16 protein-coding genes are annotated in these 13,327 nt (G+C 41.8%); 5 read left to right on the top strand and 11 right to left on the bottom strand.

Annotated elements, in window-relative coordinates; all coding sequences use genetic code 11:
• Positions 1–33 precede the first annotated feature (33 nt).
• Complete coding sequence (locus W03_RS00885) at positions 34–399, bottom strand: DUF6164 family protein (RefSeq protein ID WP_244070506.1); 366 nt, start codon at positions 397–399, stop codon at positions 34–36.
• 137 nt (positions 400–536) lie between these two features.
• Here W03_RS00885 and W03_RS00880 point away from each other — a divergent pair, with 137 nt between their 5' ends.
• Positions 537–1,376 (top strand): SDR family oxidoreductase, encoded by an 840-nt coding sequence (locus W03_RS00880; RefSeq protein ID WP_244070504.1) that lies wholly within the window; start codon positions 537–539, stop codon positions 1,374–1,376.
• Between the two features lie 163 nt (positions 1,377–1,539).
• On the opposite strand, the gene W03_RS00875 is transcribed toward W03_RS00880, so the two are convergent.
• The 9 genes from W03_RS00875 to W03_RS00835 all read right to left on the bottom strand — a co-directional run bounded on the left by W03_RS00875 (position 1,540) and on the right by W03_RS00835 (position 8,831).
• Positions 1,540–2,067 (bottom strand): hypothetical protein, encoded by a 528-nt coding sequence (locus W03_RS00875; RefSeq protein WP_244070502.1) that lies wholly within the window; start codon positions 2,065–2,067, stop codon positions 1,540–1,542.
• A gap of 23 nt (positions 2,068–2,090) precedes the next feature.
• On the bottom strand, positions 2,091–2,279 hold the full coding sequence (locus W03_RS00870; RefSeq protein ID WP_244070501.1) for a DUF3460 family protein: 189 nt from the start codon (positions 2,277–2,279) through the stop codon (positions 2,091–2,093).
• Between the two features lie 82 nt (positions 2,280–2,361).
• Complete coding sequence (locus tag W03_RS00865) at positions 2,362–2,832, bottom strand: YbaN family protein (protein WP_244070499.1); 471 nt, start codon at positions 2,830–2,832, stop codon at positions 2,362–2,364.
• A gap of 64 nt (positions 2,833–2,896) precedes the next feature.
• Entirely contained in the window at positions 2,897–3,862 is a 966-nt protein-coding gene (locus W03_RS00860) for an SGNH/GDSL hydrolase family protein (protein ID WP_244070497.1), read from the bottom strand.
• 157 nt (positions 3,863–4,019) lie between these two features.
• A complete protein-coding gene (locus tag W03_RS00855; protein WP_244070495.1) occupies positions 4,020–5,078 on the bottom strand; it encodes a hypothetical protein in 1,059 nt (352 codons plus the stop codon).
• 58 nt (positions 5,079–5,136) lie between these two features.
• Complete coding sequence (mlaD, locus tag W03_RS00850; protein WP_244070493.1) at positions 5,137–5,592, bottom strand: outer membrane lipid asymmetry maintenance protein MlaD; 456 nt, start codon at positions 5,590–5,592, stop codon at positions 5,137–5,139.
• Positions 5,592–6,389 carry a lipid asymmetry maintenance ABC transporter permease subunit MlaE gene (gene mlaE / locus W03_RS00845; protein ID WP_244070491.1) on the bottom strand — a complete coding sequence of 266 codons (798 nt, stop codon included), beginning with the start codon at positions 6,387–6,389 and terminating at the stop codon, positions 5,592–5,594. Before mlaE ends, mlaD begins: the two co-directional genes overlap by 1 nt.
• Positions 6,382–7,194, bottom strand: a complete 813-nt coding sequence (locus tag W03_RS00840; RefSeq protein WP_244070489.1) for an ABC transporter ATP-binding protein — start codon at positions 7,192–7,194, stop codon at positions 6,382–6,384. Before W03_RS00840 ends, mlaE begins: the two co-directional genes overlap by 8 nt.
• A gap of 188 nt (positions 7,195–7,382) precedes the next feature.
• On the bottom strand, positions 7,383–8,831 hold the full coding sequence (locus tag W03_RS00835; RefSeq protein WP_244070487.1) for a sodium:alanine symporter family protein: 1,449 nt from the start codon (positions 8,829–8,831) through the stop codon (positions 7,383–7,385).
• A gap of 308 nt (positions 8,832–9,139) precedes the next feature.
• Here W03_RS00835 and W03_RS00830 point away from each other — a divergent pair, with 308 nt between their 5' ends.
• From W03_RS00830 to W03_RS00815, 4 genes are all read left to right on the top strand, one after another.
• Positions 9,140–9,979 (top strand): thermonuclease family protein, encoded by an 840-nt coding sequence (locus W03_RS00830; RefSeq protein ID WP_244070485.1) that lies wholly within the window; start codon positions 9,140–9,142, stop codon positions 9,977–9,979.
• Between the two features lie 52 nt (positions 9,980–10,031).
• Positions 10,032–11,954 (top strand): ATP-binding cassette domain-containing protein, encoded by a 1,923-nt coding sequence (locus tag W03_RS00825; RefSeq protein WP_244070482.1) that lies wholly within the window; start codon positions 10,032–10,034, stop codon positions 11,952–11,954.
• Between the two features lie 120 nt (positions 11,955–12,074).
• Entirely contained in the window at positions 12,075–12,404 is a 330-nt protein-coding gene (locus W03_RS00820; protein WP_244070480.1) for a cytochrome c, read from the top strand.
• 33 nt (positions 12,405–12,437) lie between these two features.
• Entirely contained in the window at positions 12,438–12,767 is a 330-nt protein-coding gene (locus W03_RS00815; RefSeq protein ID WP_244070478.1) for a cytochrome c, read from the top strand.
• A gap of 96 nt (positions 12,768–12,863) precedes the next feature.
• Here W03_RS00815 and W03_RS00810 read toward each other — a convergent pair whose 3' ends face one another.
• Positions 12,864–13,298: a DUF1841 family protein gene (locus W03_RS00810; RefSeq protein WP_244070476.1), complete on the bottom strand. Its 435-nt coding sequence runs from the start codon at positions 13,296–13,298 to the stop codon at positions 12,864–12,866.
• Between the last annotated feature and the right edge of the window lie 29 nt (positions 13,299–13,327).

Genomic DNA, 13,327 nt, shown 5'->3' with positions numbered 1-13,327 from the left:
GAATCTCTGTCACTTTTACAAATATTGGGTCAATTATTGACCGAGATCCCAGATTAATCGAATCGACAAATAGATCACCAGTAATGCAACCACTAGGTGAATTGTAAAACTTACAGGATCTTGCTTGATCATATCAACAAAAGTTTTGCTTGCTCCCGTCTGTTTCAATAATAATAATTCGTTTTTGATCCGCTTGGAACGTTGACGTTGATAGACATCTAATAAAGTACGTGCTTGCTCGAATTGATCTTCCGCTTTCACCCAAATAGCCGGAATTGAAACTCCCCAATTTCCTGGCGGTGTTTCATAAAAATCAATGTCATGCTGCGTTAATAGCTCACGGACTTCTGCAATTTCATCGTCAGGCGCGCCATTTAATCGAAACAATATCTTTGACATAGAAGCTCTTTTCTGGTGTATTTTTTCAAGGTAGCAAATTTACGTACTCTACTATTGTTACATGATATGCATGATCGTATTGCAAAAAATAGCTATTAAGTACCCAGCTTTGATAATTAACAACTGACTTAAAAACGATGAAAAAAACAATATTAATAACAGGATGCTCCAGCGGAATCGGCTATTGCGTTGCGAAAGGACTACAAGTGCGCGGCTACCGGGTCCTTGCAACGGCTAGAAAGCAGGCAGACGTCGCGACATTAGAAGCAGAAGGCTTAGAAAGCTTTCATTTAAATCTGACCGATTCCAATTCAATTCATTTTGCTTTCGAAGAAGCGCTTCGCCGAACCGATGGCGAGCTATACGCATTATTCAATAACGGTGCATTTGGATTACCTGGTGCTGTCGAGGATTTGAGCCGCGATGCATTGCGAGCACAATTTGAAACCAATGTTTTCGGGTGGCAGGAGCTTACGAATCTAGCAATTCCGGTAATGCGCCGCCAAGGATACGGAAGAATCATTCAAAACAGTTCAGTATTAGGGCTGGTTTCGCTGCCTTTCAGAGGAGCATATAATGCCTCCAAATATGCCATTGAGGGTCTGAGCGATACAATGCGGTTAGAGCTTCGCGGCACCAATATTTATGTCAGCTTAATCGAACCAGGACCGATTACCAGTCGTTTTCGAACAAACTCAATGAAAGCATTATTGAAATATATTGATATCGAAAACAGCGTACACCGGGAAAAATATCAAGGTGTACTCAATCGCTTAAATAAACCAGGACCTGCAGCCGTTCCATTTACATTACCTCCTGATGCGGTATTGGATCGAGTTATCCATGCATTAGAAAGCAAGCAACCGCAAGCACACTATTATGTGACCTTTCCAACCTACTTGTTCGGTACCTTACGAAGATTATTATCGACTCGTATGTTGGATTTTTTATTAGCAAAATCAGGTAACAATAATTAACTCACTCTAATTAAACAAGCCCCAAAGCCTACGATGTTAAGGAAGTAGCGTAACTTATTTTGAACAGAGTAAAAATTTATCGCATGGATTGCCGAAGCTTTTATTTTTTTCGGAGTGAGCGTATAAAGGTACGGTGCCTCTTTCTTAACTATGCCTTAGAAATCTACGGTGTAGGAGGTTGTTCTGAAGCGACTAAGGCGCAAGACTCGAGTACTTTCCAACCAACTTCACCGGCATAAAGATCACCGTCCAAAGTAGCCGCGGTAGAAGCATAATCACTTTTCTCCAATACCAAGGAAAAAACAAACGCCATTTGACTTCTCTCATTCAACCTGGCTTCGTGTGAATAGGTTTCTATAGATTCCGTATAAAATCCTCCGGATATTTGAACGGCATCAGGATTGGATGGAGCATAAGCTGGATATATATTCGATAAATAACGCGTATCTAAAGCGACAATCTCCGAAGCTTCTCTGTCCGAAAATTCCCTATACTTAAAATGCAAGTAATAAAGCGCGCGATTACCATCAGATCGCAATTTATTGACGGTACATTTCGCCAACACCGAGTGCTCACCGGGAAATTGCTGGTTAAAATTTTGTGGTGTTTCTCTACTGGCTTTCAATGCTTCTGGAAGATGATTACATGCCCCCAAAGAAAACAAAATGATAAAAAATGAAAGCGTACGCATTCTCTGCCGGGCATCGTTAAGATTTATTCACTATAATAAGCATACGGTTTCTTGGGATCATTAGATTCTTTAAATTTTTTTTGTTCTTCTTTGTCAAGTCCTCTATCCCACCACATGTTACGTGCAGCTTTGCGCTTTTCTTGCAGTTCTGGGTTCTTTTCCAGTAATTCCCGAATAAACTTTGTATGGTCGGATTCGTAACTGTAATCCATTGCTTGTTCCCTTTTTAATGCGATTTAAACCGTCGACTTTAGCATAATAAAAGACTTTAGAAAATCCGCATTTATCGGAGAATCACTGAGCCTTTCGAACAGGTATACGCCAAATACAAAAAACCAAGATGCTTCCTAGCATGACCAGCATTATTTTTTGCCATACTTCAGACACTATAAAAATAGAGCTAACGAATGATAAGGTTATTAGAACATACACCCAGCGTTTGACGCGTGCAGGTATACTATGGTAAGTCAACCATTCGTAAATGATGGGGCCAGTGATTCTATTTTCCATTAATTTACGATAAAAGCGCTCCGATCCACGAGCAAAGCAAGCTGCAGCCAAAAGTATGAACGGTGTTGTAGGTAATATAGGCAACAGAATCCCTAGAATACCAAAAAATAATGCCAAAAAACCACCAGCCAAATAGAGCATCCGAGCCATTGGCGAATCGTGTAACTTCAATAGGCCCGTGATTTGTGATTCGGTCAATACTTTTGTTTTCGCATCAAATGATTCCGGTAGCCTCGATTCCGTCGTTTTTTTCATTTTCATAATGCCTAACGATCGGCAATTCAACACTTAAAACGAATGATATTACACTGCTATAGGTTCATTTTATGATTGTTTTTGCTTTATGGCGAAGCTTTATACTAATCAATAATAGTCCAGAAATTAATAGCAGATAGGTAGAAGGCTCAGGCACCGCTTGAATCATATGCTGTGCCAGCAGCTCATGACCAGCAGAAGTAGGATGAAGTCCATCCCAAAATAAGTAAGTCGAAGGATCACAAGCTGCAACTGCGCCACAAGCGTCTGTTGCGTTCATCAACCCAACAGAAGCAGGGTCCATCGCTACTTGAGTGACCAAACTGAAATCGTCAAAGATAGTGACGCCAATTTCACCTGACAAACGATTCGATAAAGCATCATTCATCGCCAAGGCTATTTGCTCACCGAGAAACGAAGCTTGCAATCCTTGCTCGGTGATTGCAGGCAGCAATCCAAGATTGGGAACATTCCAAACCACAAAACGCTCAGCACCGGCTGTTTGTAGTTGATCAACCATCGAACCGATGGATTGTGCGTATTGAATCGCAGTAGCTTCGATAATGGACTGTGGATCGCTTCCAGACGCAATTGCAAGTAATGCATCGCGTGCATCATTACCCCCGCTTTGCAATACATACAGTGCATCATGCGGCACAGTACCGCCAGTACTTCCCAAAAAAGCCGCACTTTGTTGGGCCAAGCTAGGTGGAAGACCCAAACCGTCGGTACTGGTACGCGCCCCGCCAAATGCAAAATTTCCGCCGCCACCGGTAAGAACGGGTTGTGCGAACGGTAACAGTCCGATGGCGCTGGCAAAGGTTGTCACCCATACATCACCGTCAGTAAATTGACCAGATGCATATGGACGACTAGGAATATAGCTGTTGCCGGTAATTATCTGATTGGGGTCAGAACCAATCATCAATGCAACATTTCCAGAATCAGAAAGACTATCACCAAATACGTACAAACCTGAAAAATTCCGTGCGAACAAGCTCGTAGCCAGTCCAGACAGAATTACTATCATAGCCAATCTGCTAAAGTAATTCATAAAAACCCTCTTGAGTGAGCATTGCTTGTCAATCGTCAACATTACCAATAATGTCGGTGCAAGCAATCGAGTGTTAGAAAAGGAAAGCTGTTTAAATCTTCCTATCTTTTTATAATACAAGAATTGAATTCTGCTATCTCGCACTTTCCTCTACTTCAGTTCGGGCTTTTCCGAAAAGCTTCTTGAGTTGAGTAATCATAATTTCGCTACCTATTGATTTCTTTATAGAAGAGCCAAGACCTGTAAGGTTATCCGAAAAAACCTTGTTAACATAGAAAATAATTGTTCCCGATCCATCATCCACTGGAATTAACCCACTAACTGATTGTCCGGCGTTGTAATCACTGCTAACGTAAAAATGACGCTGAACAGTGACAAAAACTTTCGAACTTGAATCGGCCATTCTCAAATTATGAGACAGAACAAACACAGGATCCTCATGTGCCTTATAATTAATCCACATAAACTCTTCTTCAAAGCCCTCAGGCTTGTTTTCTGGGTAGCTTAAAAGTACCTTATAGAAATCAGGCATCACCGTTTTCAAAACAACCGAAGCTTCAGTTGCTTTTTTTAAATAAATTCCTGCAGAAGTGCTTTGTTGATTACGTTCGTACGGAGATATACCTGACAAGCCTGATTGGCGGTAAGCTTGAAATCGAGCGAGCAATTGCGTCCTAATTGCTTTGGTAACCGATGTTACAGCAGATTGATTGTGCGGAACCTTTATTGCATTGAAGCGTGCAATTTCGTCCCTATCAAGATTAAGGTCCTTACCTGGCTCTGCTTTTAGATACTTTCTTGCACGTTCTTCTTCATAGCGGCTCAACTCTAGTGTTTTAAAATCTTCCAGAGTACCATCAGTAATTAACGCCCAATTGATAACCGCAGGGTCTACCGCTATCAATGGTTGTTTTCTGATTTCATTAAATAGTTTATCAGCGGGTAGCTTCACATAAAATGCAAATGCGACGATCAATTCGTGCTCACTTGATGAATTAAGTGTTTTTGATACCAAATCCCCCTGCATCAATTTTTTTCTATCTGCAGTGGAGAATCCTAGATTTTCAAATATCTGCTCTGCTTTTATTGGGTCTCTCGCCGACAACTCTAGTGACGACACCATACCAATAGCACATACCACAATGATTAATAAAGTTTTTATCATTCTAAAATTATATTTAGCAAATACCATTTAAAAAAATGACAACTTTCACCCCTCCTGGCAATCATGAATACTTTCTTACTGAACTTTATTCCGATGCTTTATCAAACAAAAAGCGTCCGATTAATTCCTCCAGCACCATCGCTGAGTTGGTTTTCATAATCTTGTCACCTTCTTTTAGCATTGTTTCCTCGCCCCCAGCGGACAAACCGATATATTGTTCACCTAGTAATCCGGATGTCAGAATACTGGCGAAAGTATCTTTTGGAAAAAGAAACTGGCTATCCATGTCCATCGTCACAATGGCATCATAAGTTTGTGTGCTAAATTGAATATTGGTGACTCGCCCGACCACTACACCGGCACTTTTGACGGGGGCGCGGACTTTAAGACCACCGATATTTTCAAAATTTCCGGTGATTACATAGCTTTGTGTCGAACCATTCAGATTTAAATTACCGACCTTAAGACTCAACATCATTAATGCGGCAATGCCGATGATCACAAATATGCCGACCCATAAATCCAAAGCTGTCCGCTGCATTAACTTACTCCTCTAAACATGAAAGCGGTCAAAATAAAATCCAGTCCCAAAATGACAAGTGATGAAGTGACCACGGTGCGTGTGGTCGCACCCGATACGCCCTCTGCCGTAGGCGGCGCATCATACCCCTCAAATACCGCAATCGCAGTGATAGCCACACCAAAAAAACAGCTCTTAATAAACCCGTTCAGAATATCAAAGCGAAAATCTACCGCACTTTGCATCTGTGACCAGTATGTACCTTGATCGACACCGATAAACACTACCGTTACCAAATAGCCGCCTAAAACCCCCATCACGGAAAATATCGCGGCTAGTAATGGCATAGAAATCACACCGGCCCAGAAACGAGGCGCCACTACGCGCGCCACTGGGTCTACTGCCATCAAACCCATTGCTGTCAGTTGTTCTGTAGCTTTCATCAAGCCAATCTCTGCGGTAATTGCAGAACCGGCGCGACTAGCAAAAAGCAGCGCTGCAACCACAGGTCCTAATTCTCGTACCAAAGATAGTGCGACCAAAGTACCCACTGCGGACTCGGAACCATATTTTTGTAAAGTTTCATAACCTTGCAGCCCTAATACCATGCCGACAAAAAGTCCGGAAACCACAATAATGATCAAAGAAAGTACACCGGTAAAATATAATTCCCGTATCACCAAGTTAAAGCGACGCAAACTCGTGCCGGATTTTAACAATACCAGCAGAAAGAAACGACTACCAACACCAAGACGCCAAATACCTTCAATAACGCGATGACCGATATTCTGAATAACCGAAACGATATACTTAGGCATGCGCATCTCCTAGATCTAGATCTTGTCGATAACTTTGCCCAGAATAATGAAACGGTACAGGACCGTCTTCTTCACCGTGGATAAACTGATGTACAAACGGCGCAGTCGATTCCCTCACCTCCTTTGGAGTGCCTTCTGCTGCAATCACGCCATCAGCGATGAAATAAACATAATCTACAATCTTTAAAGATTTTTGTACATCATGCGTCACTACAATGGAAGTCATGCCCAGGGTATCGGTAAGGCGGCGAATTAAATTACCAATAACACTTAAAGAAATCGGATCAAGCCCGGTAAAAGGCTCGTCGTACATAATGAGACTCGGATCGAGTGCAATCGAGCGCGCCAACGCAACACGCCGAGCCATACCACCAGAAAGCTCATTAGGCATTAAGTTGTGTGCTCCGCGTAAACCTACCGCGTCTAATTTCATCAAAACCAGATCACGAATCATTGATTCAGGTAAATCGGTATGCTCTCGCATTTGAAATGCCACGTTATCGAAAACCGAAAGATCCGTAAACAATGCACCAAACTGAAACAACATACCCATTTTGCGCCGCAGTTTAAACAACTTGTCACGACTTAATTCATGCACCACATGTCCGGAAAATCTCACGTGACCAGCGGATGGTCTGATTTCACCACTGATCAAACGCAACAAGGTAGTTTTTCCTGATCCACTGCCCCCCATGATGGCAATCACCTTACCTTTTGGCATGGTCATTCGGATACCCTTTAATATTGCGCGTGTACTGTAGGAAAAATTCAGATCATTGATTTCAATTAAGTTCTCGGAACTCATGCAAAGTGATTAAATCGGTAAAGAGAAACACTCAAGACAGTCGGCTTTACGGCTTGATAATAGAGTGATGGCTGAAAAACGGTAAAACACAATGATGGATATTATTATAAATGCGTTTCTTATCTGCGGAGCAATTCTAAACTACTTTCATCCTTGCAGCGTAAAAATTTCATGCTCTCACTCTACTTTTACAGAGAAGTATTTTTCTGCAAAGTGCGGAAATATTCTCTGAGATCTCGCTTGACTTCAGGGGCAAGGATATATAAGCCAACGATATTAGGTATTGCCATTGCAAATACCATCGCGTCGGTAAATAAAATAATATTGGATAATTGTGCCGATGCGCCTACGACAATGAATAAACAAAATAGAATCTTGTAAATAATCTCGACCACCTTATGCTCACCAAACAAATAGGTAGTACATATTAATCCATAATAGGACCAAGAAATCATAGTCGAATAGGCGAATAGAAAAACGACCAGCGACAATACATATGGAAACCATGAAATACCCGAAGCAAAAGCTCGTGATGTCAATTCCACACCCTCAATTCCGCTACTATCGATATAAGCTCCTGAAATCACAATAACCAATGCTGTTAACGTGCAAATAATCGTGGTATCAATAAATGGACCTAACATAGCAACCATTCCTTGACTTACGGGGACATTTGTTCTTACTGCGGAATGTGCAATTGCAGAAGATCCCAATCCGGCCTCATTAGAAAAGACCGCGCGCTGCACCCCCATTAATAGCCCTCCCAGCAATGCACCGATCCCAGCTTGCGGGTACAGTGCCATTTCAAGAATCTTTTCAATAGCTCCTGGTATAGCTTGATAGTGAACACCTATCACAACGATACCTGCAACGATATATAAGATGGTCATAATCGGTACGATTCGACCTGCCACAGCTGCAATCCATTGAATGCCGCCAATGATCACCAATCCTACCAAGACAGCCATAAATAATCCAAACAACCAACCTTTATCCAGTAGGAAACTAGCATCTCCACCAGTTACCACTACAGCTTGCTGATAAGCTTGATTTGCTTGAAACAATCCGCCAGCACCAATGGCACCGCCCACACAGCAAAGCGCGAACAATCCCGCCACGAATTTACCCATAAGCGGGCAGTGTAATCGCTCGAAAGCCGAGCTTAAATAATGCATCGGTCCACCGGATATAACTTTGCATTCATCATCCGATGCATGCTGGCGGTATTTAATACCCAAAGTAACTTCCACAAACTTGGTTGACATACTAAGGACACCCATAATTGCCATCCAGAAAGCTGCTCCGGGACCTCCTAGTGAAATTGCCACGGCAACCCCCGCAATATTACCCAAGCCGATTGTTGCTGACAGAGAGGTCATCAATGCTTGAAAGCGGGTAATTTCCCCAGAAATACAATTGTTTGTATCAAATTTCCCCCGCAATACATCAATGGCGTGCGTAAAACAACGTACATTGATAAAGCCGAGATAGAAAGTAAAAAAAATAGCGGCTATTACGAGCCAAAACAAGATGAATTTAATCTCTAAATCAAATAACTGAGTACTATAGAAAATAACAGATGCTACTGCATTTGCGATAGGCTCAATTGAGGAATCAATTAGTTTGTCAATTTCCATGCATCAAAAGCATCCTTGTGTAATATATCTAATTATCCAGATATCAATATCATATGCTACTGGTCGAAAATTTTATTAATTTCCAATGCGCAGATGAAGCTTACTTGTACAGAATTGAAAAAGGGTGGAAATGAGCGTTATCTCATCATTGATAACCTGCACTTGGCTGATAATATTCAACTTTTCAAACAAAAACCACAATCAATTCCATCAAAAATACGGAAGGTTTCATTTTGCCACATTTCCTGCAGTATCGCATACCGACGGTTTCGTGTAATTTGCGATCCATTCTACGGACCTAACCTGTGATGCCAGCTAATCAATTCAAAGCTAGCATTCTAATCCTACTGGCATTGTCTTTCATATCGACTATATCTTTTGCCAAAGAAATTTACCGTAGCATTGATAGCCAAGGATGCATCACCTATTCTGATCAGCCGTCTGGAAAATCTCAAGCAATCGAGATTCATAATCAACCGAGTCGATTGCTGCGCTATGTTCGCAAAGTGTACGATGGCGATACAATTATCTTGGAAGACGGCAAACATATTCGTTTACTGGGCGTCAATACCCCTGAAATTGAAAGTCGTCAACGCGCCGAAGAACCGGGCGGTGTCGCAGCAAAAAAATGGCTGCAAGCACAGCTAAAGGATAAAAAAATCTATCTCGAGTACGATGAAGTGAAGTTCGACAAATACAAGCGTCAATTAGCGCATGTATTTTTGTCCAATGGTAAACACTTAAACCTCGCACTGTTGGAAAATGGCTTGGGAACTATCAGCATCATTCCACCGAATGTACGATATAGCGATAAATTGATGCAAGCACAGCAGCACGCAGAAAAAATGCAATTGGGTATCTGGGCCATGCCCGAATACCAACTTAAGCCTATCGCTCAAATAGCGAATCATGCCAAAGGTTGGCAGCGATTCAGCGCAACCTTCCACGTCATCAAAAAAAATCGCAAATATACGCGCTTATTGGTTAACGATAAAATTGATGTACGTGTTTCTAATCAGAATCTTAAAGTATTTCCTCCACTATCCAAATACCTCGGCAAACCACTGGAAATCCGTGGTTGGGTTTCACGCAATAACGATCACTACACCATGTTAATTCAACACCCCAGCTCGTTGATTGTGAGATAATTCCATTCAGCAATCCATTTGTTTTTTCACTGTGCCTCACACTCGCTAATAAATGCCTCTTATTACCATCGAAAATGCATGCCTGGCTTTTGGTCATCACTCTTTACTCGATCATACTCATCTACAATTAGATCCAAACGAACGAGTCGGCCTAATCGGTAGAAATGGCGGTGGAAAATCCAGCTTGTTACGTATATTGGCAGGCGAAATAAAACTCGACGACGGCAAATATTGGCGCGCACCGCACTTAAAACTAGCCTATGTGCCTCAAGAGCTTGTTTTGTCACCCAATAACACGGTATACCAGGAAATCTCCAATGCCTTAGGAGCAATTAGCAAAGTATTGCTGGAATATCATGAAGTTTCTCATGCGCTGAGTGAGCAACCTGAAGATACCGAGTCGCTGTTAACGCGCTTGCAAGATCTACAAAATTTACTGGAAACGCAAGACGGATGGAATCTCCAAGCAAAAATCGAAACTGTAATTGATAAATTAGGTTTGCCCGCAGATGCATTGATTGAACATCTTTCCGGTGGAATGAAAAAAAGGGTCGCATTGGCCCGGGCTATAGTCACTGAGCCAGAAATACTATTACTAGACGAACCTACCAATCACCTGGATTTATCTTCGATCGAATGGCTGGAAGGCTTACTGCGAGATTTTTGTGGTAGTGTTTTGTTGATTACGCATGACCGCCGTTTTCTTGACAATGTATCGACGCGGATTATCGAACTCGATCGTGGAGAATTACAAACATTCGCCGGCAATTTCACAGACTATCAGCGCAAGAAGGCTGAAATGCTAGAAGTGGAAGCCATGCACCAGCAAAAATTTGACAAATTCCTCGCTCAAGAAGAAGTATGGATACGCAAAGGTATCGAAGCACGACGAACGCGCAACGAAGGCAGAGTGCGAAGATTAGAAGCTTTGCGTTTAAAACGTGCAGCCAGACGCGAGAAAATCGGCAAAGCAAATATCACCGTGGAGGTCGGCGAACGATCAGGTAAGCTGGTTGCTGAATTGGAAAATGTGCATAAAAGCTTTGGCGATAAGCGCATTATTCACAATTTTTCCTGCCGCATTCAACGTGGCGATCGGGTCGGATTATTGGGACCCAACGGTGCCGGAAAATCTACTTTGTTAAAACTGATTCTGGGAGAACTACAACCCGACTCAGGAATTGTTCAGCAAGGCACAAAATTGTCAGCAGCCTACTTCGATCAAATGCGCGAGCAACTGAATGATGAAATGAAACTGGTTGACACCATCAACCAGGGATCGGATTTTATCGAGATCAATGGCAAACGTACGCATGTTATCAGCTATTTGGGAGATTTTTTGTTTCCCCCGGAACGCGCACATTCTCCTGTTAGCTCACTCTCAGGTGGAGAACGCAACCGTCTACTACTTGCAAGGCTATTCACTCGCCCTGCTAATGTTTTGGTATTGGATGAGCCCACTAACGACTTGGATATTGAAACCATAGAATTGCTTGAAGCTTTGTTACAAGATTACGATGGAACGTTATTCGTAGTAAGCCATGACAGGGAATTTCTTGACAATATTGTGACACAAGTAATTGTATTTGAAGGAGATGGAAAACTACGCGAATACATTGGTGGATACGAAGATTGGGCAAGAACAAATACTTTACGCCCCCTCTCTGTCGAAGGAAAAATATTGCCGAAGCAATCCGAGATTCCTATCAAGAGCGCCTCTATTAAGAATACAGGCTCCTCCGGCAAAAAGATAAGTTATCAAGAGAATCGTGAACTAGAAGCATTGCCGAGTAAAATCGAAGCTTTGGAGCAGGAGCAAAAACATATTTCGTTACGATTAAGTGAACCAACGCTATATCAGCGTTCTCCAGAGGAAGCGAAAACACTACAGACACGCTGTTTGATCATTGAGGAAGAGTTAGCCCACTGTTTTACAAGATGGGAAGAACTAGAATCAAAATTGACAAAAAATTAACTTTAAACCGAAACGCTATGTAAGTCATTTCCCCATAAACAACATGGAGATACTTACATATTTCATTGACCAAATCAAGCACATCGTTTAAAGTTCAACTTTTGAGAGAAGGAGGAATAGATGAAACACAAGAACATGATGAAATTGATGCTTGCTTTAGGTATTTTTTTGATATTTGGTACCGCCCAAGCGTCTGAAACAAACGATAAATTTACCATTACTGACAAGACCTCGATGTGTATAGGCTGTCACGGAATTCCTGGCTATAAGACCGCTTTCCCAAGCGCTTATCATGTTCCCAAACTAGGTGGACAACATGCCGAATACTTAGTAAAAGCTCTAGAGGGATATCAAACAGGCACACGTAGCCATCCTACCATGACAGCTTTAGCCAAAACTTTATCGAAGCAAGACATTGAAGAACTGGCTGCTTACTACTCCAAAAATTAATTAAGTCTCGTCTATAATTGCAAGGAAGAAATTATGAAGAATTATGTGATAGCCGCATTAAGCGGAGCCGCTTTAATACTTTCCGGTCAAGTGATGGCTGCTGATATCGAAGCGGGAAAAACTAAAGCAGCGGAAGTTTGCGCTTCATGTCATGGCATTGATGGTAATAGTCCAGCACCAGCTTTCCCAAAAATTGGTGGTCAATATAGAACTTATATAGAGAAAACCTTAAAAGATTATAAATCTGGAGCGCGCAATGATCCAATTATGGCAGGAATGGCTGCCGGCCTGACACCGGCCGACATTGATAACTTAGCTTTTTATTACTCAAGCCAACCTGGTCCTTTGAATTCTAAAAAATAATAAAAAATATCAGATATTAACGCTAATAGGTTTATATTATTAGTTATTAGGTATCACTTATAACGGGATAGCAACACTGTCCCGTTATTATTTTTATCAGTGTTGTTTCATCTGCTTATCTAAGCAATCTAAATAAATTGCTGCATCGGGCGCTGTATTATGGCGCTGTGCTTGCCAAATCATCTCTGCGAGGCATTCCATAACACGATGTGTAGCATCATGCTCGTTACCGGCTATTTTCTGCAATTGCTCAAATCGATCACATATTCCAGCGGGCTGATTGATTGATAGCTGCTCCTTGATCGCCACATGCATGCTCATATGAAGAAAAGGATTGGTATTACCCATTTCTGGCGAATAATCTTGATCCAAATATCGTTCTTGATTGTCCAAGATAGAATGGTATTCGGGGTGTAATAAAATTATCTCTAATGCGATTGTCTCGATACCCGATAACGTTTCTTGTTTGTTGTATTTCTCCCAAGTATAAAAAAACAACTGCCGTGCCTGATCGCGAGTAGGATTAAACATTAAAAGACCTTACAAAATTCTTTTCGTAT

Origin of the sequence: Nitrosomonas sp. PY1 (assembly GCF_022836435.1) — a bacterium.
Lineage (GTDB): Bacteria > Pseudomonadota > Gammaproteobacteria > Burkholderiales > Nitrosomonadaceae > Nitrosomonas.
The sequence above is the reverse complement of the archived record's forward strand: the minus strand, read 5'-3'. Positions and strand labels throughout refer to the sequence as shown.